Genomic DNA, 24,772 nt, shown 5'->3' on the forward strand with positions numbered 1-24,772 from the left:
CCCAGGCGCCGAATCTACGGAGTGAGCGCCATCTTCGCCTCGGACGTCCTGTCGACCTGGGTGTCGGAGTAGTACCAGGGCAGCAGTTCGCCGTTGGCCCATTTGCCGGTCTGGTCGGTGTAGTGGGCGTTGTAGGCGTGCCCTGAGGCGCCGGTGAGGTTGATCCAGCGGGACTTGTCGAAGTTCTGGAGGTTGACGATCATCCGCATGGAGGGGACCCAGGCGATGTCGTAGCCGCCGGCCGCGTTCCAGCCGGTCGCGTCGACGGCCGCCTCGCCGCCGCCGAGCTGCCACGAGCCGCGGTTGAGAAGCCACTTGAGGACGCCGGGGCCGTCCGTGCCCAGAGTCTGGTTCTTCAGGTCCAGCTTGTGCAGGCGCCCCCAGCTCCAGGTGTTGATGTCCTTGCCGAGCTTGGCGGTCAGTTCGTAGCGGGCGTCCTTCATGGCCTGCGCCAGGAGCTGATCACGTGTGCTGCGGTGGGACTTGTCCGTGTCGTCGCCGAAGAAAGCCTTGGTGGACATCGTCCACCAAGAGTTGCCGGCGTCCGGGAGGATATTGCGGACAACCTCGAACCAGCGGTCCCCACCGTCGGGCTGCGCCTCGTCGGCGTCTCGCTGGCCGCACTCCTCGACCGTGCTGTTCGCGCCGTCCAGGTTGTCGACCGGGCCGGTCTGACCCACAGGGGGCACCCTCAGGCACTGCCCCTTGGGACGCAGCTCCTTGGGCAGCTTGTTGCCGAAGGTGAGCTTGAGGACGTTTCGCCAGACGGCGTTGAAGTACGCGGCCGCCGCCGAATCGGCGTCCTGGTTGTAATCCCATCCTTCCAGCAGTTTCTGCGCATTCCTTACGTAGTCGCCCTTGTCGTTCTTGATGTCGATCTTCAGAAGATAGGGCACGAGCAGCTTGGCGATCTCACTGCTGTCGTCGTTCTGCATGGACTGCATGTCGTCCATGGAGATCTTTCCGCCGTCCTTGGTCTTGGACGCGATGAGATCGTTGATGCGCTGGCTGCGGGTGCCGTAGCCCCAGTCGCTGGTCAGCAGGTACGGATACTTGCTCTGGTCTATGACGGCCTGGTTGGCGGTGACGATGTAGCCGCGCTTGGGGTTGTACTCGTACGGCATCGACTTGAACGGAATGGAGCCGGTCCAGTTGTAGTGCGAGTCCCAGCCGGGCACCGGGTAGGTGCCGTCGACGCCCTTGGCGCGAATCGGGACCTGACCCGGCGCCTGGTAGCCGATGTTGCCCTTGGTGTCGGCGTAGATCAGATTTTGCGAAGGTACGGCGAAGTCCGCGGCGGCCGAGCGGAAGTCGTCGAAGTTCTTCGCCCTGTCCAGCTCGAAGACGGCGTCCATCGTCTTGGACGGAATGAGCGCGGTCCACTTCAGGGAGACCGCGTAACCGCTGTTGACCCCGCCCGGCGGGTCCGCGACAGGAGCGGTCTGGCCCACGGTACGGATCTCGTCGCTGCGGTCGGAGATCACCGGTCCGTTGTTGGTCTCGCGGACCGTGATCGTACGGTCCTTGCCGCCGGCGACCTTGATGGTCTCCTTGCGGGTCTTGAACCGCTTCTGCTTGCCGTCGTAGAGATACGTGTTGGCGGTGACCTTCTCCAGGTACAGGTCGGTGACGTCGGCACCCAGGTTGGTCATCCCCCAGGAGATGTCCTGGTTGTGGCCGATCACCACACCGGGCATTCCTGAGAACGTGAAGCCGGTGACGTCGTACGGGCAGGCAGCGCTCAGCGTGCGGCAGTGCAGACCCATCTGGTACCAGAGCGAGGGCAACTGCGGCGCGAGGTGCGGATCGTTGGCCAGCAGCGGCTTACCCGTGGTCGTGTACTGGCCGGAGATCACCCAGGAGTTCGAACCGATGCCACTGCCCGACGGGCCGAGCAGCGCGGGCATTTGGTCGATGATCTGCGAAATGCCGGAGAGCTGGGCATCGACCGTGCCACCGAGCCCCTGAGGGCCACTCGACCCGACGGGCTCATATTCTCCGGTGATCTGATCAACCGACCCGGCGTCGACAATCGGACGATTCCGATTGTACGGATATGCCGGATACAGCTGCTTGATCTGCGCCTGGCTGAGGCGGCTGGTCATCAGCGAGCGATCGATCTCGTCCTGCATATTGCCGCGAAGATCCCAGGCCATCGCCTTGAGCCAGGCGACCGAGTCGACAGGCGTCCATGGCTGCGGCTTGTAGTTGTTGCTGAACGACAGAGCCGCGTACTCCACCGACAGCGCGGCACCACTGTGGTCCTTGAGGTAGGCGTTGACACCGTCCGTGTACGCCTGCAGGAACTTCTTCGTACTGGCGTCGAGCTTGGTGTTGTATTCCTCTTGCGCGATGCCGTGCCAGTTGAGGGTGCGCAGGAAGGCGTCGGTCTCGACCTGACCCTTGCCGAACATCTCGGACAGTCGGCCGGAGGTGAGGTGGCGGCGTACGTCCATTTCGTAGAAGCGGTCCTGCGCCTGGACGTATCCCTGGGCGCGGAACAGGTCCTCAGGGGTGTCGGCGTAGATCTGCGGGATGCCGTTGCCGTCCCGTTTGACGTCGACCGGCGCGGACAGGCCCTTGAGCTTCAAGGAACCCGATGTCTGCGGGAAGGAGGCACGCACGGTGCCCACGCTCCAGTACGACCCGTAGCCGATTCCCGCCACCAGGAGCAGTACGAACGCGATCACGATGAGGCGTACGCGGCGGGACTTCTTCCGTGCGGGCATCGCTGTCCTTCGAGGGGCAGGGCGGACCGGTGATCAGGGTGCTCGTTGTGCAAGGGCAACCATAGGGGCACGCCCTGCGACGGCTGGACGCGGAGTCCGGGTGACCATGCGGTGGACCATGCAACGTCAAGCGAGGGTAAAATATTAGGTAAGGCAATGAAGTTGAAAGGACCGGGCCCCTGACTGTCCACCACCTGAACGAGATCCTGCTGATCGGCGCCTCAGTTCTCCTGGTCGCCGTCGTCGCTGTGCGACTCGCGTCGCGCAGTGGCCTTCCGACCCTCCTCATCTACCTCGGCATCGGTGTGATCATCGGACAGGATGGCCTGTTCGGCTTCACTTTTGACGATGTTCAGCTCACCCAGGTGCTGGGTTACGCAGCCCTTGTGGTGATCCTCGCCGAAGGTGGACTTGGCACAAAGTGGCACGAAATCAAACCCGTGGTGCCGGCCGCCGCCGTACTGTCCACGGTCGGCCTGCTGGCGAGCGTCTTCGTCACCGCCGGCGCCGCGCACTACCTGGTGGGCCTCGAATGGCGACAGTCACTGATCATCGGCGCGGTGGTGTCCTCGACGGACGCGGCGGCGGTGTTCTCGGTGCTCAGGAACGTTTCGCTGCCCAAGCGGGTGACCGGGGTCCTCGAAGCCGAATCGGGCTTCAACGACGCGCCAGTGGTGATCCTGGTGGTCGCGTTCTCAGCCGCGGGACCAGTCGATCACTGGTATCAGCTGGTCGGCGAGATCGCCCTGGAATTGCTGATCGGCGCCGCCATCGGGATCGCGGTGGGCTGGATCGGGGCGTACGGCCTGAAACACCTGGCGCTGCCCGCCTCCGGCCTCTACCCGATCGCCGTACTTGCCATCGCCGTGGCCGCGTACGCGGCAGGCGCCATGGCGCACGGCTCCGGATTCCTGGCCGTCTACCTCGCCTCGCTCGTCCTGGGCAACGCCAAACTTCCGCATCGGCCGGCCACCCGCGGCTTCGCCGAAGGGCTGGGGTGGATCGCGCAGATCGGGTTGTTCGTGCTGCTCGGGTTGCTTGTCACACCGCACGAGCTGGGCGATGACGTCGTACCCGCGATCATCATCGGACTGTTCCTCACCGTGGTCGCGCGCCCGGCTTCCGTAGTGATCAGCCTGCTGCCGTTCGGTATCCCTTGGCGCGAACAGGCTCTGATGTCCTGGGCGGGGCTGCGGGGTGCGGTGCCGATCGTGCTGGCCACGATTCCGATGGTGGCCGGGATCTCCCAAAGCAAGCGGATCTTCAATATTGTCTTCGTACTGGTGATCATCTACACGCTGGTGCAGGGGCCGACACTGCCCTCGCTCGCACGGCGGCTGCGCATCGGCGGCGACGACGCGAGCGGCACCGCCGACCTCGGCATCGAGTCCGCTCCCCTGGAGCGGCTGCAAGGTCATCTGCTGTCCGTCGCCATCCCTGAAGGGTCTCGCATGCATGGCGTCGAAGTCGACGAGTTGCGGCTTCCCTCGGGCGCTGCCGTCACCTTGGTGGTCCGCGACGGCGCGAGCTTTGTGCCGTTGCCTTCGACGACGCTGCGACGCGGCGATGAACTGCTTGTCGTGACGACCGATCCCGTGCGGGACGCGGCCGAGGACCGGTTGCGGGCGGTCGGACGAGGCGGCAAGTTGGCGGGGTGGCTGGGAGAGAAGTGACCGATGTGGCGGCCCGGTCAGGTACAGAGGACGCGATGACCGACGAGATTACGTATGATGATCCGGTATTTGTCGAGTTCGACCTCTGCCTGACGCAGGGCCGGCGCGGTGACCCGCGCTGAGCGGACGGCCTTCGGCGTGATCGCGCGGTCACCAACCCCGCGCAGGCGCTACCAGGCGGCAGAAAGTCCAGGCTGTGGCATCCACGGCACCCATCTCCCCCACGCCCCCGTCCGGTGATCGAGCAGTCACCTCTGCCGGGAAGCCGGGCTACCGGCAACTGCTGCGGACGCCCGGCGCATGGGCGTTCCTGCTTCCAGGCTTCGCCGCCCGGCAGCCGTTCGCGATGCTCACCATCAGCATGGTGCTCCTGGTCGAGCACACCACCGGCTCCTACGGGACGGCCGGGGCGGCCGCGGCCGTCACAGGTGTGTCGATGGCGGTGTGCGCACCCCACGGCGGCAGGCTCGCCGACCGTTACGGCCAGCGTGCCGTACTGATCCCCGGCGTCCTGCTGCACGCGGCATCGGTCGCGGCCCTGGTGACGCTCGCGCTGGTCCACGCTCCCGCCTGGGTGCTGTTCGCGTCAGCCGTGCCCGCCGGGGCAACGGTCCCGCAGGTCGGCCCCATGGTCCGTTCCCGCTGGACAGTGGCGCTGAAGAGCTCCCGGTCGTCTCTGGCGACAACGGCGGCCGCCTTCGAGTCGGTGACGGACGAGTTCACTTTCGTGATCGGCCCGGTGCTCGCCACGGCTCTGTGCACCGGTGTGCATCCGGCAGCGGGCCTGATCGCCGAAGGCGTGCTGACTCTCAGCGGTGGCATTCTCTTCGCCTCCCAGGCGAGGTCCGCCCCCACGCCGCAGCACCACACGGCAGACGGAAGCACGAAGCGTGTCTCCGCGCTGTCGGTGCCAGGGGTACGAGCCCTCGCGGTCGCCTTCCTGGGCATCGGATCGGTCTTCGGGGGCATGCAGGTCTCTCTGACGGCCTTCACCCAGGAAATCGGCCACCCCGGCATGAACGGCCTGCTCTACGGAGTCTTCGCGGCCGGCAACATGCTCGCCGGTGTGATTTACGGCGCGGTCACCTGGCGCCGTGGCCCGCATACCCGGCTGCTCGTGGCCTACGCGGCCCTGACCCTCGCGTGCGCGCCTCTGTGGGCCATGCACGCAGCGGTGCCGCTGGGTGCGCTCGGGCTGGTGGTGGGCCTGTGCATCGCGCCCGCACTCATCACCGGCTACACGCTGGTCGACTCGTTGGTGCCGGCCACGATCCGGACCGAGGCGTTCACCTGGCTGACGGGATCGGTCGCGCTCGGTCAGGCCGCGGCGGTCACGACAGCGGGCCTGCTGACGGATCGGGCGGGATCTCATGGCGGTTTCACGGTGCCTCTTGGCGGCACGGCTCTGGCGCTCATGGTGCTCATGGCGCTGCGCGGACGGCTCGTTCCTCACCCGCACGGGGTGCCGGCGAATGGTGTGATCGGTCACCGTCCGCCGGTCGCGGTGGACTGACGGCGGGAAATACTGCACTATTGAGCGTCGTTAGCACTCAACGAGTGAGAGTGCCAGGAGGAGCAAGTGCCGACGTACCAGTACCAGTGCACCGAGTGCGGCGAGGCCCTTGAGGCGGTGCAGAAGTTCAGCGATGACGCGCTGACGGAGTGCCCCAGCTGCAGCGGACGCCTGCGCAAGGTCTTCTCGGCGGTGGGCGTGGTCTTCAAGGGTTCCGGCTTCTACCGGACCGACAGCCGCGGATCATCGTCGGGCAGCGCGCCCGCGGCCAAGAGCAGCAGCTCGGACAGCAAGTCCTCCAGCAGCGGCACCTCGTCGAGCTCGTCGTCCGGGTCCACCAGCACGCCGTCGACCAGTTCCTCGTCCTCGTCCGGCTCCTCGTCGTCGAACAGCACGTCCGCGGCCTGAGCCGCGTCGGGCAACTCCTCCGGACAGCCGAAAACCTTACGAACCCTCGTCGCTACCGGCGGGGGTTCGTTGTGTTGTCGGGTCCCGATTAGGGTGATCGTCATGGCGCAGAACAGCAGCGGGACGCGAGAGCAGGCCGAGATCGGCGTCATCGGCGGCTCCGGCTTCTACTCCTTCCTCGATGATGTGAGGGAAATCACGGTCGACACCCCCTACGGGACGCCGAGCGACTCCCTCTTCCTCGGCGAGGTGGCCGGCCGCCAAGTGGCCTTCCTTCCTCGGCACGGCCGCAAACACCATCTGCCACCACACAAGATCAACTATCGGGCCAATCTGTGGGCCCTTGCCTCGGTCGGCGCGCGCCAGGTGCTCGGACCATGCGCGGTCGGCGGGCTCCGCCCGGAGTACGGTCCCGGCACCCTGCTCGTTCCGGACCAGCTCGTGGACCGCACGAAGTCACGCGCCCAGTCGTACTTCGACGGCGAGGCGATGCCTGATGGGCAGGTACCGAATGTGGTGCATGTGACCTTCGCCGACCCGTACTGTCCGGTGGGCCGACGTTCGGCAGTCAGCACTGCGCGGGCTGACGGCTGGGAGGCCGTGGACGGCGGGACGCTCGTTGTCGTCGAAGGGCCTCGCTTCTCCACACGCGCGGAATCGCTGTGGCATGCGGCGCAGGGATGGTCAGTGGTCGGGATGACCGGGCACCCGGAAGCGGTGCTGGCCCGTGAGCTGGGGCTCTGCTACACATCGCTGACACTGGTGACCGACCTGGACGCGGGGGCCGACACCGGGGAGGGCGTCTCCCACGAGGAGGTCCTTGAGGTCTTCGCGGCCAACGTCGGCAGGATGCGGGATGTGCTGTTCGATGTGATCCGGGCCCTGCCGGACAACGGTGAGCGGGACTGCCTGTGCGTGAATTCGCTGGGCGGCCAGGACCCGGGGATCGCGCTGCCGTAGCTGTCATGACCGCTCCGGTGACCTGCCGGAAGGCGGAGGCACTTGCCCCGTGAGGGGCCGGCCAATCAAGCGTTCACTCCTGCGAGTGGCCGAGTTTTCCACAACCGCCTCGCTGTCCACAGGGCCTCCGCGCGGTGTCCGTGGACTGCGCGATGGTGGACACGTCGACCGAAGTACGGCCGACTTCCTCCTCGTCAGGCGGTGTTCCCATGCATTTCCCCAGTTCGTCCTCGTACCCGGTCCGATCGTCGGCATCCCTTCCGACCGCTTCCGGCCCGGAGGCCACCGCAACCAGCGGCTCCTCGACCGCGCCGACGATGCCGGAGCCCTTTACACCGCCGCGCTGCCCGGTTCCGGACTTCCCACCGATCCGGGCCGGAGGGCGCGGCGGGAGAAGGCGCCTGCGCAGAACGGTCCGGCGCCGACGTCGACCGCTGGCCGTCGGTCTCGCCGTGACGGCTGCCGCGCTGGTGGCGTCCGCGGCTCACGGCGCTCCACCTCAACGAATCGCCGCGACGCCCCGCGGACCCGCGGCAGCTGTGACGTCTCATGCGGCGGGCGACCGTCTCGTACGGGCCCCCGTGCGCATCGCGGACGCGGCTGCTGCGACCCTGCTGCGCCCCGGTGACCAGGTGGATGTGCTGGCCGGCGCCCGGGTGGTGGCCACCGGTGTCACGGTTGTCGCCGTACCGGAAAGCCTCGTGACCCCGGCTACCGGCTCCCTCGTCCCTGACGGTGGCAGCCCCGATGGAGCGCTGATCGTGCTCTCCGTACCCCGCCGTACTGCCGCAGCGCTTTCCGGAGCCGCCGCGTCGTCGCCCCTGGGGGTGGCGTTGTGCTGAATCAGACACTCACGGAAGACGACTGGACGCTCCGGTTGCGGGCGAAGATCGCCGAAGCGGTGGACAAATCGGCCGCGGTGGCGGTGGGTGTGCTTACCCGCGCGTGTGGCTGGGCGGACCGGATTCAGAGGTGGTGCGGCGGCTTCTCGTTGAGGAAGCGGGTGAAGTCGTCGTCCGCCGTACCGGGGGACGACTCACCCCAGCCGCGGTCCGTGTCGTCGGATGACGGCCGGTCGAGTGGATCGTCGAAGACGAGCCCGGCAGCAGGTACGGCGGCCGACGGAACGGGGCCGACCCCGACGGTGTCGGAGGCGCGCGAGGGTGACACCGCACCACTACTGGCCGCAGGGGCCCCGTCGCGACCTGCGTCCGGGACGTACTCGGGAGAAGGGCCGCTGTTCATGCCTCCAGGGTACGGCGGGACGGCCGGCCCCCGAGCCCCCTCCCTACCCAAGCCGATGTACAGAGATACCCCAAGTGTCCGTTTGAGGCAGTCGAGCGGATATACCTGGCCTCATGCACTCACCCAAGCCGATGTCGTCCCCCGCAGCGGTGCCCGCCGCGGAGGAACTGGACATCGACCGAAGCGACCCCGAGTACCGCCGCTGGTTGAAGGAGGCTGTGGCGAAGGTCCATGCCGACGCCAACCGGTCCGCCGATACCCATTTGCTGTCAGTTCCGCTCCCGGCGGACTGGGGCGTCGACCTCTATCTGAAGGACGAATCGACGCATCCGACAGGCTCGCTCAAGCACCGCCTGGCCCGCTCATTGTTCCTGTACGCGTTGTGCAACGGGTGGATCAGGCCGGGTCGCCCGGTGATCGAGGCGTCGAGCGGGTCGACGGCCGTATCGGAGGCGTACTTCGCGCGACTGATCGGTGTCCCCTTTGTGGCCGTGATGGCCCGCGGGACGGTGCGGACCAAGGTGGAACTGATCGAGTTCCAGGGCGGACAGTGCCACTTGGTGGACAGTCCCGGCGAGGTGTACGAGACGGCCGCCCGGCTGGCCCGGGAGTCGGGCGGCCACTACATGGACCAGTTCACGTACGCGGAACGGGCGACGGACTGGAGGGGCAACAACAACATCGCCGAGTCGATCTTCCGGCAGATGGCCGAGGAACGACATCCGGTCCCCGCGTGGATCGTCGCCACGGCGGGAACCGGGGGCACCTCGGCGACCCTGGCCCGGTACGTCCGGTACGCACGGGCGACGACCGGAATCTGCGTGGCCGACCCGGAGAACTCGGCCTTCTTCCCCGGGTGGCGGGACGGCGATCCGGGCGCCACGACCGGCACCGGCTCCAGGATCGAGGGGATCGGCCGCCAGCGGGTGGAGCCGAGCTTCGTTCCGGGCGCCATCGACCGGATGATGCGGGTGCCGGACGCGGCCTCGATCGCGTGTATCCGAGTCCTGGCGCGCCTCCTCGGACGCCGGGCGGGAGCATCGACCGGAACGGGACTGTGGGCGGCGTTCCGGATCATCTCCGAGATGCGTGAGCGTGGAGAACGCGGCAGCGTGGTCGGTCTGTTGTGCGATCCGGGCGAACGCTACGTTGAGAAGTACTACGCGGACGGCTGGCTGTCCGAGCAGGGCATCGACATCGGCCCGTACCTGGAACGTCTCGAGCGCTTTCTGAGCACGGGAACGCTGGACGGGCCGAAGGCGAGCCGGAACGGGTAAGAGGCGGGTTTCCGTGATCCGGGGCCGGGGTCACGGAGCCTCGCGCGTTGGGCTGCGCGCCGGGTCTCCGCTGCCCCAAGGTGTCCTGCATGAACGATCCCACCAACCGGGCCGGCTCGACGCCGGCCGGCACACCCGGCACTCACTCCATGCGTGCGAGCGGCGCTCTGCGCCGGATGGCGGCGCGCAGCCGTTCCGAGGAGCACCGGGCGTCCACACCGCTGGAGTTGTTCTTCGATCTGTGTTTCGTGGTCGCGGTGGCCCAGGCGGGCGGGCGGCTGGTGCACGCCGTGGCCGACGGGCAGGACCAGCACGGGGTGATCGGCTACCTGACGGTGTTTTTCGCCATCTGGTGGGCTTGGATGAACTTCTCATGGTTCGCGTCTGCCTATGACACCGACGATGTGCCGTATCGGGTGACGGCCCTGGTACAGATCGTGGGCGTACTGATTCTGGCGGCGGGAGTGCCGCGGGCGTTCGACCACGGTGACTTCCGGCTGACGGCCATCGGCTACGCGGTGATGCGGTTGGCGCTGGTGACGCAGTGGCTGAGGGCGGCCCGGTCCGAGACCGGAGGGGCGCGGGCGACCGCGCTTCGGTACGCGATCGGAGTGTCGGTCTGCCAGGTCGGATGGATGGTGCTGCTGGTTCCGCCGGGAGCACCGCCGGTGTGGGCCTTTCTGCTGATGGCCGTGGCGGAGTTGTCGGTACCTCCGCTGGCGGAGCGTTCGGCGCCGACCGCTTGGCATCCGCGTCACATCGCGGAACGCTACGGGCTGTTCACCATCATCGTGCTCGGCGAGTCGGTGTCGGCGGCCACCATCGCCGTACAGTCAGCGGCCGATGAGCACCAGGCGCTGGGGGCGCTGGTGCCGATCGCGGTCGGCGGTCTACTGATCGTCTTTTCCGCCTGGTGGATCTATTTCGCGGTGCCGATCCACGGCCATCTGACGTCCAGCCGGCAGGCGTTTCTGTGGGGCTACGGTCACTTCGCCGTGTTCACCTCGGCTGCCGCCATCGGCTCCGGTCTGGAGATCGCGATCGAGCAGACGGTCGGTACGACCGAGCTCTCGACCCGGGCGGCGTCGGCATCGGTGACCGTACCCACCGCCGTATTCCTGCTGACGGTGTGGTCGCTGCACTCGCGCCACTACAAGCGTGGGCTGGCGCAGCAGCTCACCCTGCCCATGGCGGCGTTGGCGGTTGCGGCGTGCACCTTCACCGGGTCGCACGCCGTGCTGTGGGCGGGAGTGGTGTGCGCGGGCGCGGTTGCTGTCGGTGTGTCCCAACAGGCGCGTAACCCCGTATGACCGCCCGGTCGCGCGGCCGGAAGGGTTCAGACGCCGGCGGCCCCCAGGAGGACACCGACCGCGTAGGTCACCGCCATGGCGATCGCCCCGCCTGCGGCGTTGCGGATGATGGCGGGGCGCGCCGGAGCGTTGCCCAGCCGGGCGCTGATCCAGCCGCAGCCGACGAGGGCGGCCATCACGGAGACAACGGTGACGGCGAGCCGCCAGTCCCGCGGAGGGAGCACGATCGCCAGCAGCGGCAGCAGGGCGCCAGCGGTGAAGGAGATGAAACTGGCCCAGGCGGCGTGCCAGGGGTTGGCGAGTTCATCGGGGTCGATGCCGAGTTCGACGCGGGCGTGGGCGCCGAGCGCGTCGCGTGCGGTGAGCTGTTCGGCGACCTCGCGGGCAAGGTCGTGGCTGATGCCGCGGTCCTGGAGCAGGCCGGTGAGTTCGTCGAGTTCGGCCTCTGGGGTGGTGGCGAGTTCTTCGCGTTCGACGGCGAGGGCCGCCTGTTCCGAGTCTCGCTGGGTGCTGACGGAGACGTACTCGCCGGCCGCCATCGACAGCGAACCGGCCATGAGGCCGGCCAGGCCCGCGGTGAACAGTGCCGACCGGGAGTCGGTGGCGCCCGCCACGCCCACGACGATGCCCGCGGTGGAAACCACGCCGTCGTTGGTGCCGAGGACGGCGGCACGCAGCCAGTTCAGACGGGTGCCGAGCCCTTCGTGGTGCGGCTCGCCCGTGTGGTGCTCCGGGCCGGTCTCCGGGGGCGGCGTCGCGGCGTCGCCCGTCCCGCTCGCGCTGTCGTCGTTCATGGAGGGAAGCGTCTCACCCCCGGCCGGGTCCGTGTCCGGGGCAGGCCGAACCCCGGCGCGGGGGGGGGATGCACCGGGGCTCGGGTCTGTGGGACCGGGTCGGACTACGCGGCTTCGTAGTCCAGTCCGGTCGCGCGCGCCATCCGCTTGAGATCGGCGAGTGCGTGCTTCTCGATCTGGCGGATGCGCTCGCGGGTGAGGCCGTGTTCCTTGCCGACCTCGGTGAGAGTGCGTTCACGGCCGTCCACGATGCCGTACCGGGCGCGGATGATGGAGGCGGTCCGGTCGTCGAGCCGGTCGATCAGGCCGTCCAGCTCTTCGCGGCGCAGCATGACCAGCACGGAGTCCTCCGGGGAGGGAGCCGCGCCGTCCTCGACGAGGTCGCCGAACTCGGTCTCGCCCTCGGCGTCCACCGACATGTTGAGGGACACCGGGTCGCGGGCCCAGTCCAGGACGTCGGCGATGCGCCCCGCGGTGGAGTCCAGCTCCGCGGCGATCTCCGCGGGCTCCGCGTCACGGCCGTGCTCGCGGTTGAACTCGCGCTGCACGCGCCGGATACGGCCCAGCTCCTCGACCAGGTGCACGGGCAGCCGGATCGTACGGGACTGGTCGGCGATGGAACGGGTGATGGCCTGCCGGATCCACCAGGTCGCGTAGGTGGAGAACTTGAAGCCCTTGGCGTAGTCGAACTTCTCGACGGCGCGGACCAGGCCCGCGTTCCCCTCCTGGATCAGGTCGAGCAGCGGCAGTCCGCTGCGCGGGTAGCGGCGGGCGACCGCGACGACGAGGCGGAGGTTGGAGCGGATGAAGATGTCCTTGGCGCGCTCACCTGCGCCGACGATCGCTTCGAGCTCCTCGCGCTTGGCGTCGGCGCCCGCTCCGGCGGGCAGACCGGTGTCAGCGGCGAGTATGCGCTCTGCGTAGACGCCCGCTTCGATGTCCCGGGACAGCTCGACCTCCCGGGCGGCGTCGAGCAGCGGGGTGCGCGCGATCTCGTCCAGGTACATGCCGACGAGGTCGCGGTCGGCGACTTCCCCGCCTGCGGCGCGAGCGCTGCTGGTCCCGCCTGCGTTACGACGGGCGACGGCACGGGTTGCCATGCGAGCTCCCTTACGAAGGTGCGGTCGGTCTTGGTCCGGATCGGGCCGCCGTGCGGGCTTCCACCGTGTGCGGCTCATACCTTCCGGTTGCCCCATCCGATTGGGATAACGACTGGAATCCGGACACAATTCCCATGTCGTCACCTGTTTTTTATGATCTTGGAGTATGCTGTCCGGCCACATAGAGAGGTCATACGATGTCGGATCGTATGAACGTCCAGGTCAGGCCCGGTAAAGAGGATGATCTGGACGCGCTCACTGCTATCTACAACCACTACATTCGCAAGACGCCGATCACGTTCGACGTAACCCCCCTCACCGCCGATGAACGCCGGCCGTGGTTGCTCTCCCATCCCGAAGACGGCCCGCACCGTCTCCTGGTTGCTCGGATTCCCGGTTCTGACGGGGGCATTCTGGGTTACGCGACCAGCAGCCCGTTCCGCCCGAAGGCCGCGTACGCCACTTCCGTGGAGACCAGCGTCTATCTGGCCCCCGACGCCGTCGGCCGTGGAATCGGCACCTTGCTCTACAAGCAGCTTTTCGAGGCGCTGGCGGAGGAGGACGTGCATCGCGCGTACGCGGGAGTCACCCTCCCGAACGAAGCGTCGGTACGGGTCCACCGGCGATTCGGCTTCCGGCAGGTCGGGATCTATGAGGAGGTCGGGCGGAAGTTCGGCGTCTATCACGACGTGGCGTGGTTCGAGAAGCGCCTCGACTGACGCCGGGCAGGTCAGGCCCCGAGGAGCGCTTCGAAGCTTACTTGAACCTTCAAGCAGATAGCGTTACCGTCCTTTCATAAGCTTGAAGTTTCAAGGAGGTTGTGCGATGACCACAGCGACACCGGAGCGCATGCCCGCGCTCTATCTCTCGCACGGCGCCCCGCCGCTCGCCGACGACCCCGTATGGCCCGGCGAACTCGCCGCCTGGGCCGCCGGGCTCCCCCGGCCCAAGGCGATCCTGATGGTCTCCGCACACTGGGAGGAGGCCCCGCTCGCGATCGGCGCGACGGCGTCCGTACCCCTGGTGTACGACTTCTGGGGTTTCCCCGAGCACTACTACCGGGTGACCTATCCGGCCCCCGGCGCTCCCGAGCTCGCCGCCGACGTGCGCAAGCTGCTGCGCGGCGCGGGCCACCCCGTACAGGACGTCCCCGACCGCGGCCTCGACCACGGCGCCTACGTGCCGCTGGTGGAGATGCTCCCGGCGGCGGACATCCCCGTACTGCAGGTGTCGATGCCGACCCTGGAGCCCGGGAAGCTGCTGGAGATCGGCCGAAGGCTGGCGCCGTTGCGGGACGAGGGCGTACTGATCGTCGGCAGCGGGTTCTTCACGCACAATCTGGCGGCGCTGCGGCATGCCGGGGAGCGGCCGCCGGGCTGGTCGGCGGAGTTCGACGCCTGGGGGCACGAGGCGCTGGACGCCCAGGACGTCGACGCGCTGCTGGACTTCGAACACGCCGCGCCCGCCGGGCGCCTGGCCCACCCGCGCACCGAGCACTTCGCTCCGCTGTTCGTTACGCTCGGCGCCGCCGAGTCCGAACTCGGCAGTCAGCGCAGCATCATCGACGGTTTCTGGATGGGGCTGGCCAAACGTTCCGTCCAGTTCGGCTGAAGAGGAAGACATCCACCTCATGCATATGCGACGCATCGCGATCGGCGTGGCCGTCCTGGCCGGAGCCGTGACCCTGGCCGCGTGCGGCTCCGACAGCAAGGACTCCGACGCCTCGCCCGGCACGCCCAGTACGGCCGCCACCACCGCCACCGCCGACACGGCCGACAACAAGCCCGCGGCCTCGTCGGTGTCCTGGCCGGCGCCCGAGGACGCGACGGCGCAGGCCAAGTCCGCGGGATTGCCGATGCTCGGGCAGGAGGGCCAGGTGCTGCACATCCACAGCCACCTGGACGTGTACGTGGACGGCGCGGCGGTGACAGTGCCGGCCGAGATCGGTATCGACAACGTCAAGCAGCAGATCAGCCCCCTGCACACCCACGACACGACCGGCGTGGTGCACATCGAGTCCCCGGTGCAGGCCGAATTCACACTCGGCGAGTTCATGACCGAGTGGAACGTGCCGATCAGCAAGGCCGCGCTCGGCCCGCTGAAGGTCGGCGGCGGCAAGGAACTGCATGTCTACGTCAACGGCAAGGAGCAGACCGGCGACCCGGCCGCGCTGAAACTGGCCGCGCACGACGAGATCGCCATCGTCTACGGCGCGCCGGGCGACAAGGTCCAGGTGCCCAGTTCGTACGGCTGGACCGGGGGGCTGTAGTACCCGCGCTCCGATCGCGGGCACATCAAGCGTCCACACGGTGACGCGACTGGTCCCCACCCCTCCGGATGATCCGGAGGGGTGGGGACCAGTCACATCACCGTACGAATGACCGTCCTACGTATGCCGTATGACCGTCATTCATATGGTGAGGTCATGCGGCGGCGTGCCGTACGACGGTGAGTTCATCGCATCAGTGGGCGATGGCGGGGACGGCGAAGTCCTCGACGGACTCGTCGCCCTGGGTCCGCTCACCGGTGTTCTGAACCTCGGCGTTGACCAGGACGAACGCCAGGATCGAGGACACCGCGAGGATGGCCATCGCCCAGTAGATGGCGACGCTGTAGCCGTGGACCGCGGCCTGGTTGACGAACAGCTGGTTCTTCAGGTCGGCCGGCCCCTTGGAGTGGCTGACCTTCCAGGAGACGGTGGCGCTGGTCGCGAGGGTGTTCAGCAGGGCGGTGCCGATGGAACCGCCGACCTGCTGCGAGGTGTTCACCATCGCGGAGGCCACGCCCGCGTCCGACGGCCGTACGCCGTGCGTGGCCAGGCTCATCGCCGGCATGAACGCCGTACCCATGCCGAGGCCCATGAGGACCAGGCCGGGGAGCAGAACGGCGGCGTAGCTGGAATCGACCTTGATCTGGGCCAGGATGCCCATGCCGATCGCGGCGACCAGGAAGCCGGGGGCCATCAGCAGGCGCGGACGGACCCGCAGCATGAGGCGGGCGCCGATCTGCGTGGAGCCGACGATCATGCCCGCGACCATCGGCAGGAAGGAGAACCCGGACTTGAGCGCCGAGTACCCCATGACTATCTGCAGGTAGTAGGTCAGGAACAGGAACAGGCCGAACATTCCGATAACCGCAAGACCCAGCGCCAGATAGACACCACCACGGTTGCGGTCGGTGACCACGCGCAGTGGCAGCAACGGCGCCTTGACCTTGCCCTCGACGACGACGAACGCCACGAGCAGCACCGCGGCGGCGACAAACAGTCCGATGGTCACACCCGCCGCCCAGCCGTCGGACTCGGCGCGGCTGAAGCCGTACACCAGGGAGACCAGGCCGACGCTCGCGAGGACCACACCGGGAATGTCCAGGCGGTTGGGATTGCGGCCCTCCGCGGGCTCGCGGATGTACATCAGGGCGCCGATGACGGCGATGACAGCGAAGGCGATGTTGACGAAGAGCGCCCAGCGCCAGTTCAGGTATTCGGTGAGGACGCCGCCCAGGATCAGGCCGACGGCCGCGCCGGCGCCCGCGATGGCGCCATAGATGCCGAACGCCTTGGCGCGTTCCTTGGCGTCGGTGAACATCACGGCGACCAGCGAGAGCGCGGCGGGGGCCAGCAGGGCACCGAAGACGCCCTGGAGGGCGCGGGCGCCGAGCAGCATGGCCGTGTTCACCGCGGCGCCGCCGAGCGCGGAGGCAGCGGCGAAACCGAGCAGGCCGATGATGAACGTGTTCTTGCGTCCCCAGAGGTCGGCCACCCGCCCGCCGAAGAGCAGCAGGCCGCCGAAGGCCAGCGTGTAGGCGGTGACGACCCACTGCTTGTTGCCGTCGGAGATGCCGAGGTCGGCCTGGGCGGACGGCAGTGCGATGTTCACCACGGTCGCGTCGAGCACGACCATCAGCTGGGCGATTGCGATGAAGGTGAGCGCTGTCCAGCGCTTGGGATCGGGCTGGAGCGTTTGAGGCATGACTGGTCTCACTAATGGATGCGGAGTGACAGGACGTGGGGACGTTTGTCAGCGAACGTGTCCGGCCGGGATCTGGGACCTGGATCCGGCGCCGGGTGATCAGGAGGACGAGCGGTCTTCTCTGACGTCGATTGCTTGTCGGGGCGGGCTCGTCTGAGTGGGCTTCGCGGGTCCAGGGCGTCGATGCCACCGATGACCGATGACGGCCGGTGACGCGACTCGCGAACGCGGCGAAGTCACCAACGCTATAACCCGACTGATGTGACTTGCGATCTATTTATGGCAGCCTTGCAGATCCTCCAGAGTCGCAGGGGCCCCCACGAGCGACGACCGCGCCGGAGCGCTCAGCCCATCGAGGAAGAGTTGAAGGTGACGGTGGACGAAGCGGTCGAAGCCGAGGCAGCCGGTGCCCGGCAGCGGCCGGGTGAGCTGCGTCAGTGCGACCATCAGATCTCCGACGCCGATGTCGGCCCGGAGCTGTCCCGCGTGCTGCGCCCGCTCCACGATCGCGTCGATCGCTCGTGCCAGCCGCTGCCTCTGGGCCGCGATGGCGGGGTCATGACGGTCGAAGGCCGAGGAGAGCATCGGGCACAGAGCACCGATACGCTCCTCCGCCGCCTCGAAGGCGAACCGGCGCAGTGCCGAGAAGGCGTCGGGCTCCTCGGCGAGGGCTTCTTCCGCCCGCTGAGCGGCGCGTGCCATCACCGACAGTGTCACCTGACGGATCAGTTCGGTCCGGTCGCTGAAGTGGCGGTAGAGCGTGGCGTTGCCGACGCCGGCCCGCCGCGCGACCTCGTCCAGGGGGACCTCGGGGCCGAACTCGACAATCGCTTCACGCGCGGCCGTGACGATCCGCTCACGGTTGCGCGAGGCGTCCGCGCGCAGCCGGACCGCCTGCGGCCCGGCTGCGGTGGTGACATCGGTCGTCATGGCGGGCTCCTTTCCGCGGTCCGGTCGTCGTACAGAACGACCCGAGGATGGTCTGACAGGAAACGGACAACCACTCCCCGTTTCGGTTCGTCGGATTAAACGGGGAACTGATCCCCGGATATTTCGCGACCTCCGGTGAGCTGCATCACATGATCCGACAGGCATTTCATTGAACCTTCAAGAAATGCCTTTACTATGAACATCATGGAATGGCTGACCGACGACGAGCAGGCGACCTGGCGGGCGTTCCTGCACGCCACGACCCTGCTGGAAGACCATCTCGACCGTCAGCTCCAGCGCGACGCGGGCATGCCGCACATGTACTACGCCCTGCTCAGCACGCTCTCCGAGACCCCCGGCCGCAGCATGCGGATGACCGAGCTCGCCGAGCGGACCAAGATCACCCGTTCCCGCCTCTCGCACGCCGTCGCCCGGCTGGAGCGCAACGGCTGGCTGCGTCGCGAGAGCTGCCCCTCCGACCGGCGCGGCCAGATCGCGGTACTGACCGACGCGGGCTACGAGGAGCTGGTGCGGACCGCGCCCGGGCACGTCGCCGCCGTGCGCGCCGCGGTCTTCGACCGGCTCACCCCCGAGCAGACCGCGCTGCTGGGCGAGATCTCCAGGATCATCGCCGACGGCCTGCATCACCCGGAGGGTGCGGACGTTCCCTGGCTGCGCTGACCGCTTCCCAGCCGATGATCACACCGGTCGCGCGGTCTCGCGCGGCCTCCGGGCCCCTCAACGGCGGCCGGAACGGGCCAGCCATCGTCCCTCGTGCCTGCTCACCTCGATCGGACGGCCGAAGCACTCCGTCATGTGCTCGCCGGTGAGCACATCCGTCGCCGCACCCGAGGTGAGCAGCCGCCCCTCCTTGAGGAGCATCACATGCCCGATCGCGGGCGACAGCTCTTCCAGGTGATGGGTGACGGTGATGGTCGCCAGGCTCGTCCGGGTGACCGCGAGCCGGTGCAAGGCGTCGATCAGGTCCTCGCGCGAGGGCAGGTCGAGCGCGTTGAACGGCTCGTCGAGCAGCAGCAGCGACGGATCGGCCATCAGCGCCCGCGCCACAAGGATGCGAGCCCGCTGACCACCGGAGCACACACCGTAGGGGCGCTCGGCCAGCTCCTTGATCTCCAGTTCGGACAGCAGGGCGTGCGCCCGTTCACGCACCTCGGCGTCATATTTTCGCCACAGCGGCTGCACGGTCCCGGTATGACCGGTCAGTACGACCGTATGTGCGGTGGCGTCCTGGGGGACCTTCTGCGCCGAGGACACCAGACCGATGTGGGCACGCAGCTCACGCATGTCGACGCGGCCCAGGCGGTGGCCGAGCACGTCAACCGTTCCGGTGGTCGGGTGCATGAGCGCACCGATCATCCTCAGCAGGGTGGTCTTACCGGCGCCATTGGCACCGAGCAGTGCCCAGTGCTCCCCCGACCGTACGGTCCAGCTGATGTCGTCAAGGATGACCTGGCCGGTGGTGTAGCGGCGGACACTGGCCGCGTCGAGCGCCGCGACGACACGCGCGGTACCGGCGTTCCTCCCGTTGGCTGTCATGCCAAAACGGTAGCTGTACGGACCATCTTCCCGAGGCGCGTTCCGCGATGTGGATACGCGCCGGCCGAGAGCACCGAGAGCCCCGCCGTCAGGTGGGAACGGCGCTGCTGTCCTGGCCCGGCGAGGCCAGGCTCCGGGGCCGCCCCGACCGGTAGAGCAGGAACGTGGCAACGAATCCGGCGGCGAAGAGGGCGGACGACCACCAATAGGCGACGGAGTAGCTGTGGAGCTGCGCCTGGCCGTCCACAGCGGCGGAGGGGCGCTTGCCGACGAGGTAGTGGGTGGCCGCGCTGGTCGCCAGGGTGTTGAGGAGGGAGGTGCCGATGGAGCCGCCGACCTGCTGCGAAGTGTTCACCATCGCGGAGGCCACACCCGCGTCGTTCGGCCGGACGCCGGCGGTGGCGAGGTTCATCGCCGTGGCGAAGATCAGCCCGAGTCCGAGCCCGAGGAGAAGCAGCGGCGGCACCACGTGAGCCGCGTACGTACTGTTCCGGTCCAAGGCGGTCAGCCACGCCATCGCACCCGCGGCCAGCAGCATTCCGGTCGGCACGATCGGCTTCGCGCCGAACCGTGGCACCAGGACGTTGGTGGTCGTCACGGACGTCGCCATGATCACCACAACCATCGGCAGGAAGGCGAGGCCAGTGCGCACGGGTGAGTACAGCAGGGTGCGCTGAAGGTAATAGGTCAAGAACAGGAACACACCGAACATGCCGGCGCCCGAGACGAACATCGCAAGAAATGACGCGGCGCGGTCGCGGTCGGTCACCACACGCAGCGGCAACAAGGGGTGCTGGGCACGTCGCTGCCACTGTACGAAGACGTTGAGCAACACGACGCTCGCCACCAGGAAGCCCCACGTGCTCGGCGCGCTCCAGCCGTGCTGCTGCGCGTTGGAGAAGCCGTAGACGATGCAGAACAGCCCAGTGGAGACGATCACCGTGCCGGGGATGTCCAGGTGGGAGCGGCCGGGCGGCGCACCTGGTTGCAGCAGTCGCATGCCACTGAGGAAGGCGATGAGCGCGAAGATCAGATTGACGTACAGGCACCAGCGCCAGTCCAGATACTCCGTGAGCACACCGCCGAGCAGCAGACCGACCGCGCCGCCGGCGCCCGCGATCGCGCCATAGATGCCGAACGCCTTGCCCCGCTCCTTGGGATCGGTGAACGTCGTCGTCAGCAGCGACAGCGCGGCGGGCGCGAGCACCGCGCCGAACATGCCCTGAAGCGCACGGGCCGACACCAGGACTTCGAAGCTGGGCGCCGCACCCCCGATCGCCGACGCGCCCGCGAAGCCGACCAAGCCGATCAGGAACGTCACCTTGCGGCCGATCAAGTCCGCAAGCCGCCCGCCGAACAGCAGCAGCGAGCCGAAGGCGAGGGCGTACGCGGTCACGACCCACTGCCGGTTGCCGTTGCTGAAGCCGAGTGCCTTCTGCGCGGACGGCAGCGCGATGTTCACGATCGTGGCGTCCAGGACGACCATCAGCTGGGCGAGGGCGATCACGCACAGCACCCACCAGCGGTGACTGGGGGATTCGACGTCCTTGCGACTGGGGCCGGACGGCGAAGAGGCCCCGGTCCGGTCGGAGGCCGCAGAGGTGTCCCGGGAACGACGGACCATGAATGGGTCTCCTTAGCGCGACAGCGCATCCCCCCGCGCTTCCACGCTAGGCGCAGGCCGACAGGCCCGCCATGCGGGAAGCGGACGGCCGGGAATCCCGGCCCCGGCGCCGTACCTCCGTTCGTTCCCGTACGCACTAACTCCGCGCGCGACGAGCCCCCAGGGGCCGTTTGCTGATGATCACAGGATCGGGCCGCGCGGTGAGGTGGGTGAACGGATGGCGACCAGCGCCGAGGGCGGCGGTCGGGACGGTCCTCCTCCCGGGTCCCGGCCGCTCAGCGGCGACGAGCGGAGCGAGCTCCTGGCGCTGCGCCGCCGTGCCGCCCCGCGTCACCGCCTGCGTGCGGCGATCTCCGCCCTGCTGATCACCCTGGCCGCGCTGCTGGCGCCGCTCGCCACGGTCGCCGTCTGGGTGGCGGACCAGATGGGTGACACCGACCGTTACGTGGCCACGGTGGCACCGCTCGCCTCCAAGCCCGACGTCCAGAAGGCGGTGGCCGACCGTGTCACCGACGCCGTGATGACCCGAATCGATCTCGACGCCCTGCTCTCCGCGGTGACGCCGGACGAACGGCCGCATCTGAAGTCGGCGCTCGGCGTCCTCAGTGGCCCGATCACCGAGGGCATCAAGGACTTCGTGCATCAGACGGTGGCGAACTTCGTCGCCACGGATGCCTTCGCGACCATCTGGACCCAGCTCAACCGCCAGGCGCATGCCGCCTTCACCGGCGTGCTCACCGGTGACAGCGACTCGGCGGTAAGGGTCCGCGGCGACGCGGTCGTCCTCGACCTGGCGCCGGTCGTCGACCAGGTCAGACAGCGGCTGGTGGACCGCGGCCTGACCATCGCGTCACGCCTCCCCACAGTGCGCGCCGACTTCACGCTGGTGGAGTCCAAGGACGTCCGGCAGGCCAAGACCTGGTTCCACGCCCTGCAACTCGCCGGGAACTGGTTGCCGCCCATCACCCTGATCCTCGCCGCCATAGGTGTCCTGCTGGCCAGGCGCCGCCGCCGGGCCCTGGTGACGGCCGCGCTCGCCATCGCGGTGGGTGTCGCCGCCCTGGGCGTCGGCCTGGCCCTGTTTCGTGTCATCTATGTGGATCATCTGCCCACAGGGACGAACGAGCAGGCCGCAGGCACGATCTATGACCAGCTTGTACGTTTTCTGCGGGTGAGCGTGCGAATGATCGTCGTACTTGGCGTCGTTGTCGCCCTGGGTGCGTGGCTGAGCGGCCCGGGCCGATGGGCTGTTCGTGTCAGGGCGATGTGGGAGTCGGGGATCGCCGCCGTACGGCAGGCGGCGGGGGTCGTCTCGACCGGCCCGGTGGGGCCGTGGGTTCACCGTTTCCGGTACGCGCTGCGCTGGGCAGTGGTGCTGATGGGCGCCGTCGCCCTGCTGCTGTGGTCTTTCCCGACCGGCATGGTCATCTTCTGGATCGCGGTGGTGGTCGTGGGGGCGCTGGCCGTCCTCGAGTTCCTGGACGACGGCGTCAACCGGGCGGCGCGGGGGTGACGACGCGATGATCACCCCCACGGCCCGCGAGCGTCACTCCTCCGCGCCCAGGGCGGCGAGCTGCTGGGCGAAGGGGACCACGGCCTCCTCGGCCGCCGGTCCGGCCGGCCGCGCCGCGACCAGGGAGGCCAGTTCGGCCGCGGCCCGGTCGACCCGCCCGTCCAGAGCGCCGTCCCCGCCCGTGCCCCAGTCCTCGGCGGCCGCGTAGACCGCGGTCGGCACGACGACAGCCCGCAGATACGCGAACAGCGGCCGCATCGCGTGCTCCAGCACCAGCGAGTGCCGGGCCGTGCCGCCGGTGGCCGCGATCAGCACGGGGGTGCCGGCCAGAGCGTCCTTGTCGATCACGTCGAAGAAGGACTTGAACAGCCCGCTGTAGGAGCCGGTGAAGACCGGGGTGACGGCGATCAGGCCGTCGGCGGACGTCATCGCGTCCACGGCGTCGCGCAGCTGCGGGCCGGGGAAGCCGGTGACCATGTTCTGGGCGATCTCGTTGGCCAGTTCGCGCAGCTCGATCACCCTCACCTCGGTGTCGGCGTGCCGTCCGGCGGCCGCGGCCAGCCGGTCGGCGAGGAGGCGGGTCGACGACGGGCGCCCGAGCCCGGCCGAAACCACCACCAGCTGCTTCGTCATGCCCGCACCTCCTGTGCTTCCTTGTCGCGGCGCGCGACCAGCGCCTGGTGGGTGGGACCGTCCGGCACCTGTGCCGGCCGACCCTTGGCGAACTCCTCGCGCAGCACCGGCACCACCTCTTCGCCGAGGATGTCGAGCTGCTCCAGAACGGTCTTCAGCGGCAGACCGGCGTGGTCCATCAGGAACAGTTGCCGCTGGTAGTCGCCGAACGACTCCCGGAAGGTCAGCGTCTTGTCGATGACCTCCTGCGGCGAACCGACGGTCAGCGGCGTCTGCTCGGTGAAGTCCTCCAGTGACGGACCGTGCCCGTAGACGGGCGCGTTGTCGAAGTACGGCCGGAATTCGCGTACCGCGTCCTGCGACCTCCGCCGCATGAACACCTGGCCGCCCAGGCCGACGATCGCCTGCTCGGGCGTGCCGTGACCGTAGTGGGCGAACCGGTCGCGGTAGAGCCCGATCAGCCGCTTGAAGTGGTCCTTCGGCCAGAAGATGTTGTTCGCGAAGAAGCCGTCGCCGTAGTACGCGGCCTGCTCGGCGATCTCGGGGCTGCGGATCGAGCCGTGCCACACGAACGGGGGCACGCCGTCGAGGGGGCGAGGCGTCGCGGTGAACGACTGCAGCGGCGTACGGAACTTCCCCGCCCAGTCCACGACGTCCTCGCGCCACAGCTTGTGCAGCAGCGCGTAGTTCTCGACGGCCAGCGGGATGCCCTGGCGGATGTCCTTGCCGAACCAGGGGTACACCGGTCCCGTGTTGCCGCGTCCCATCATCAGATCAACGCGGCCGTCGGCGAGGTGCTGGAGCATCGCGTAGTCCTCGGCGATCTTCACCGGGTCGTTCGTGGTGATGAGGGTGGTCGCGGTGGAGAGGATCAGATGATCGGTCCGCGCGGCGACGTAACCGAGCATGGTCGTAGGAGACGACGGTACGAAAGGCGGATTGTGGTGCTCGCCTGTCGCGAAGACGTCGAGACCGACCTCCTCCGCCTTCTGGGCGATGGTCACCATCGCCTTGATCCGCTCGTGCTCGCTCGGCGTCCGCCCAGTGGTGGGGTCCGTCGTGACGTCGCCGACCGTGAAGATCCCGAACTGCATCTCATCCACCGTCCCAATTGGTTGATCCTTCAACCACGCGAACATCTCGGGTTCGGGCGGTATTCCCGGGGCCTCTCGGCACGCCGGTACGATCACCTGCCTTTCCTCCTAACCGTGGCGCACCACCCCATGCGCCCCTCGCGGCGGGAGCGGCCGCCCGGGGCCGATCCGGTACGCTGTCGGTGGTCGGGTGACGCCCGCCCGCCCCAGTAGCTCAGGGGATAGAGCACGGCTCTCCTAAAGCCGGTGTCGCAGGTTCGAATCCTGCCTGGGGCACACCAGTTGCCGTAGGTGCTGACCATGTCGCGGCCCTCTCGTTCTCGGACGAGGGGGCCGTTTTCATGCCCCGCGCCGGATCCGCGCCCGCCATGCGCCGGGCGGGGCCGGTGCCACCCGGCGCGGGGCTGCCGGGCGGTCCGCGCGGGGCCGACGCGGCTGCGC

The 24,772-nt window shown here is 68.4% G+C and carries 22 protein-coding genes and 1 tRNA gene; 13 read left to right on the top strand and 10 right to left on the bottom strand.

Annotated features, from left to right (window positions below; all coding sequences use genetic code 11):
• Positions 1 to 14: 14 nt before the first annotated feature.
• Positions 15 to 2,729, bottom strand: a complete 2,715-nt coding sequence (locus OHA30_RS12615; RefSeq protein WP_328913917.1) for a penicillin acylase family protein — start codon at positions 2,727 to 2,729, stop codon at positions 15 to 17.
• Between the two features lie 179 nt (positions 2,730 to 2,908).
• Between OHA30_RS12615 and OHA30_RS12620 the strand changes: the two genes are divergently transcribed.
• From OHA30_RS12620 to OHA30_RS12640, 5 genes are all read left to right on the top strand, one after another.
• The gene (locus OHA30_RS12620; protein ID WP_328917842.1) at positions 2,909 to 4,402 is read left to right on the top strand and encodes a potassium/proton antiporter; all 1,494 of its coding nucleotides are present in this window, start codon (positions 2,909 to 2,911) and stop codon (positions 4,400 to 4,402) included.
• 214 nt (positions 4,403 to 4,616) lie between these two features.
• Complete coding sequence (locus OHA30_RS12625) at positions 4,617 to 5,915, top strand: MFS transporter (RefSeq protein ID WP_328917843.1); 1,299 nt, start codon at positions 4,617 to 4,619, stop codon at positions 5,913 to 5,915.
• A 66-nt stretch (positions 5,916 to 5,981) separates the two neighbouring features.
• On the top strand, positions 5,982 to 6,323 hold the full coding sequence (locus tag OHA30_RS12630) for an FmdB family zinc ribbon protein (protein ID WP_328913918.1): 342 nt from the start codon (positions 5,982 to 5,984) through the stop codon (positions 6,321 to 6,323).
• A 102-nt stretch (positions 6,324 to 6,425) separates the two neighbouring features.
• Positions 6,426 to 7,283: an S-methyl-5'-thioadenosine phosphorylase gene (locus OHA30_RS12635; protein ID WP_328913919.1), complete on the top strand. Its 858-nt coding sequence runs from the start codon at positions 6,426 to 6,428 to the stop codon at positions 7,281 to 7,283.
• Positions 7,284 to 7,822: 539 nt separating this feature from the next.
• Positions 7,823 to 8,125: a hypothetical protein gene (locus OHA30_RS12640; RefSeq protein WP_328913920.1), complete on the top strand. Its 303-nt coding sequence runs from the start codon at positions 7,823 to 7,825 to the stop codon at positions 8,123 to 8,125.
• Positions 8,126 to 8,249: 124 nt separating this feature from the next.
• Here the strand turns inward: OHA30_RS12640 and OHA30_RS12645 are convergent, their stop codons facing one another.
• Positions 8,250 to 8,453, bottom strand: coding sequence for a hypothetical protein (locus OHA30_RS12645; protein WP_328913921.1), 204 nt, complete (start codon positions 8,451 to 8,453; stop codon positions 8,250 to 8,252).
• Positions 8,454 to 8,641: 188 nt separating this feature from the next.
• On the opposite strand from OHA30_RS12645, the gene OHA30_RS12650 reads away from it, so the two are divergent.
• Together OHA30_RS12650 and OHA30_RS12655 are read left to right on the top strand one after the other, a co-directional pair.
• A complete protein-coding gene (locus OHA30_RS12650) occupies positions 8,642 to 9,805 on the top strand; it encodes a PLP-dependent cysteine synthase family protein (protein ID WP_328913922.1) in 1,164 nt (387 codons plus the stop codon).
• 149 nt (positions 9,806 to 9,954) lie between these two features.
• Positions 9,955 to 11,115 (top strand): low temperature requirement protein A, encoded by a 1,161-nt coding sequence (locus OHA30_RS12655; protein ID WP_328917844.1) that lies wholly within the window; start codon positions 9,955 to 9,957, stop codon positions 11,113 to 11,115.
• Positions 11,116 to 11,141: 26 nt separating this feature from the next.
• On the opposite strand, the gene OHA30_RS12660 is transcribed toward OHA30_RS12655, so the two are convergent.
• Both OHA30_RS12660 and OHA30_RS12665 read right to left on the bottom strand, forming a co-directional pair.
• Positions 11,142 to 11,909, bottom strand: a complete 768-nt coding sequence (locus tag OHA30_RS12660; protein WP_328913923.1) for a VIT1/CCC1 transporter family protein — start codon at positions 11,907 to 11,909, stop codon at positions 11,142 to 11,144.
• A 104-nt stretch (positions 11,910 to 12,013) separates the two neighbouring features.
• Positions 12,014 to 13,009, bottom strand: a complete 996-nt coding sequence (locus tag OHA30_RS12665) for a sigma-70 family RNA polymerase sigma factor (protein WP_328913924.1) — start codon at positions 13,007 to 13,009, stop codon at positions 12,014 to 12,016.
• Positions 13,010 to 13,218: 209 nt separating this feature from the next.
• On the opposite strand from OHA30_RS12665, the gene OHA30_RS12670 reads away from it, so the two are divergent.
• The 3 genes from OHA30_RS12670 to OHA30_RS12680 all read left to right on the top strand — a co-directional run bounded on the left by OHA30_RS12670 (position 13,219) and on the right by OHA30_RS12680 (position 15,278).
• Positions 13,219 to 13,728 (top strand): GNAT family N-acetyltransferase, encoded by a 510-nt coding sequence (locus OHA30_RS12670; RefSeq protein ID WP_328913925.1) that lies wholly within the window; start codon positions 13,219 to 13,221, stop codon positions 13,726 to 13,728.
• Between the two features lie 106 nt (positions 13,729 to 13,834).
• Entirely contained in the window at positions 13,835 to 14,620 is a 786-nt protein-coding gene (locus tag OHA30_RS12675; RefSeq protein WP_328913926.1) for a dioxygenase family protein, read from the top strand.
• Positions 14,621 to 14,639: 19 nt separating this feature from the next.
• A complete protein-coding gene (locus OHA30_RS12680) occupies positions 14,640 to 15,278 on the top strand; it encodes a hypothetical protein (protein ID WP_328913927.1) in 639 nt (212 codons plus the stop codon).
• Between the two features lie 193 nt (positions 15,279 to 15,471).
• Here the strand turns inward: OHA30_RS12680 and OHA30_RS12685 are convergent, their stop codons facing one another.
• Together OHA30_RS12685 and OHA30_RS12690 are read right to left on the bottom strand one after the other, a co-directional pair.
• A complete protein-coding gene (locus OHA30_RS12685) occupies positions 15,472 to 16,980 on the bottom strand; it encodes an MFS transporter (protein WP_328913928.1) in 1,509 nt (502 codons plus the stop codon).
• A 273-nt stretch (positions 16,981 to 17,253) separates the two neighbouring features.
• The gene (locus tag OHA30_RS12690; protein WP_328913929.1) at positions 17,254 to 17,910 is read right to left on the bottom strand and encodes a TetR/AcrR family transcriptional regulator; all 657 of its coding nucleotides are present in this window, start codon (positions 17,908 to 17,910) and stop codon (positions 17,254 to 17,256) included.
• A 195-nt stretch (positions 17,911 to 18,105) separates the two neighbouring features.
• Between OHA30_RS12690 and OHA30_RS12695 the strand changes: the two genes are divergently transcribed.
• Positions 18,106 to 18,591 (top strand): MarR family winged helix-turn-helix transcriptional regulator, encoded by a 486-nt coding sequence (locus OHA30_RS12695; RefSeq protein ID WP_405785598.1) that lies wholly within the window; start codon positions 18,106 to 18,108, stop codon positions 18,589 to 18,591.
• Positions 18,592 to 18,648: 57 nt separating this feature from the next.
• Here OHA30_RS12695 and OHA30_RS12700 read toward each other — a convergent pair whose 3' ends face one another.
• Together OHA30_RS12700 and OHA30_RS12705 are read right to left on the bottom strand one after the other, a co-directional pair.
• Positions 18,649 to 19,467: an ABC transporter ATP-binding protein gene (locus tag OHA30_RS12700; protein ID WP_328913931.1), complete on the bottom strand. Its 819-nt coding sequence runs from the start codon at positions 19,465 to 19,467 to the stop codon at positions 18,649 to 18,651.
• A gap of 88 nt (positions 19,468 to 19,555) precedes the next feature.
• Positions 19,556 to 21,091, bottom strand: coding sequence for an MFS transporter (locus tag OHA30_RS12705; protein ID WP_328913932.1), 1,536 nt, complete (start codon positions 21,089 to 21,091; stop codon positions 19,556 to 19,558).
• A gap of 217 nt (positions 21,092 to 21,308) precedes the next feature.
• Here OHA30_RS12705 and OHA30_RS12710 point away from each other — a divergent pair, with 217 nt between their 5' ends.
• Positions 21,309 to 22,604, top strand: coding sequence for a hypothetical protein (locus OHA30_RS12710; protein ID WP_328913933.1), 1,296 nt, complete (start codon positions 21,309 to 21,311; stop codon positions 22,602 to 22,604).
• A 33-nt stretch (positions 22,605 to 22,637) separates the two neighbouring features.
• Here the strand turns inward: OHA30_RS12710 and OHA30_RS12715 are convergent, their stop codons facing one another.
• Both OHA30_RS12715 and OHA30_RS12720 read right to left on the bottom strand, forming a co-directional pair.
• A complete protein-coding gene (locus tag OHA30_RS12715) occupies positions 22,638 to 23,237 on the bottom strand; it encodes an FMN reductase (protein WP_328913934.1) in 600 nt (199 codons plus the stop codon).
• A complete protein-coding gene (locus OHA30_RS12720) occupies positions 23,234 to 24,331 on the bottom strand; it encodes an LLM class flavin-dependent oxidoreductase (protein ID WP_328913935.1) in 1,098 nt (365 codons plus the stop codon). The genes OHA30_RS12715 and OHA30_RS12720 overlap by 4 nt, the downstream gene beginning before the upstream one ends.
• 203 nt (positions 24,332 to 24,534) lie before the next feature.
• Here OHA30_RS12720 and OHA30_RS12725 point away from each other — a divergent pair.
• Positions 24,535 to 24,607: transfer RNA gene (locus tag OHA30_RS12725), tRNA-Arg, on the top strand.
• Positions 24,608 to 24,772 lie beyond the last annotated feature (165 nt).

Origin of the sequence: Streptomyces sp. NBC_00223 (assembly GCF_036199905.1) — a bacterium.
Lineage (GTDB): Bacteria > Actinomycetota > Actinomycetes > Streptomycetales > Streptomycetaceae > Actinacidiphila.

Coding starts and splice junctions, on each gene's coding strand:
- OHA30_RS12615 (WP_328913917.1), bottom strand. CDS start 2,729: ATGCCCGCACGGAAGAAGTCCCGCCGCGTACGCCTCATCGTGATCGCG.
- OHA30_RS12635 (WP_328913919.1), top strand. CDS start 6,426: ATGGCGCAGAACAGCAGCGGGACGCGAGAGCAGGCCGAGATCGGCGTC.
- OHA30_RS12650 (WP_328913922.1), top strand. CDS start 8,642: ATGCACTCACCCAAGCCGATGTCGTCCCCCGCAGCGGTGCCCGCCGCG.
- OHA30_RS12655 (WP_328917844.1), top strand. CDS start 9,955: ATGCGTGCGAGCGGCGCTCTGCGCCGGATGGCGGCGCGCAGCCGTTCC.
- OHA30_RS12660 (WP_328913923.1), bottom strand. CDS start 11,909: ATGAACGACGACAGCGCGAGCGGGACGGGCGACGCCGCGACGCCGCCC.
- OHA30_RS12665 (WP_328913924.1), bottom strand. CDS start 13,009: ATGGCAACCCGTGCCGTCGCCCGTCGTAACGCAGGCGGGACCAGCAGC.
- OHA30_RS12670 (WP_328913925.1), top strand. CDS start 13,219: ATGAACGTCCAGGTCAGGCCCGGTAAAGAGGATGATCTGGACGCGCTC.
- OHA30_RS12675 (WP_328913926.1), top strand. CDS start 13,835: ATGACCACAGCGACACCGGAGCGCATGCCCGCGCTCTATCTCTCGCAC.
- OHA30_RS12680 (WP_328913927.1), top strand. CDS start 14,640: ATGCATATGCGACGCATCGCGATCGGCGTGGCCGTCCTGGCCGGAGCC.
- OHA30_RS12685 (WP_328913928.1), bottom strand. CDS start 16,980: ATGCCTCAAACGCTCCAGCCCGATCCCAAGCGCTGGACAGCGCTCACC.
- OHA30_RS12690 (WP_328913929.1), bottom strand. CDS start 17,910: ATGACGACCGATGTCACCACCGCAGCCGGGCCGCAGGCGGTCCGGCTG.
- OHA30_RS12695 (WP_405785598.1), top strand. CDS start 18,106: ATGAACATCATGGAATGGCTGACCGACGACGAGCAGGCGACCTGGCGG.
- OHA30_RS12700 (WP_328913931.1), bottom strand. CDS start 19,467: ATGACAGCCAACGGGAGGAACGCCGGTACCGCGCGTGTCGTCGCGGCG.
- OHA30_RS12705 (WP_328913932.1), bottom strand. CDS start 21,091: ATGGTCCGTCGTTCCCGGGACACCTCTGCGGCCTCCGACCGGACCGGG.
- OHA30_RS12710 (WP_328913933.1), top strand. CDS start 21,309: ATGGCGACCAGCGCCGAGGGCGGCGGTCGGGACGGTCCTCCTCCCGGG.
- OHA30_RS12715 (WP_328913934.1), bottom strand. CDS start 23,237: ATGACGAAGCAGCTGGTGGTGGTTTCGGCCGGGCTCGGGCGCCCGTCG.
- OHA30_RS12720 (WP_328913935.1), bottom strand. CDS start 24,331: ATGCAGTTCGGGATCTTCACGGTCGGCGACGTCACGACGGACCCCACC.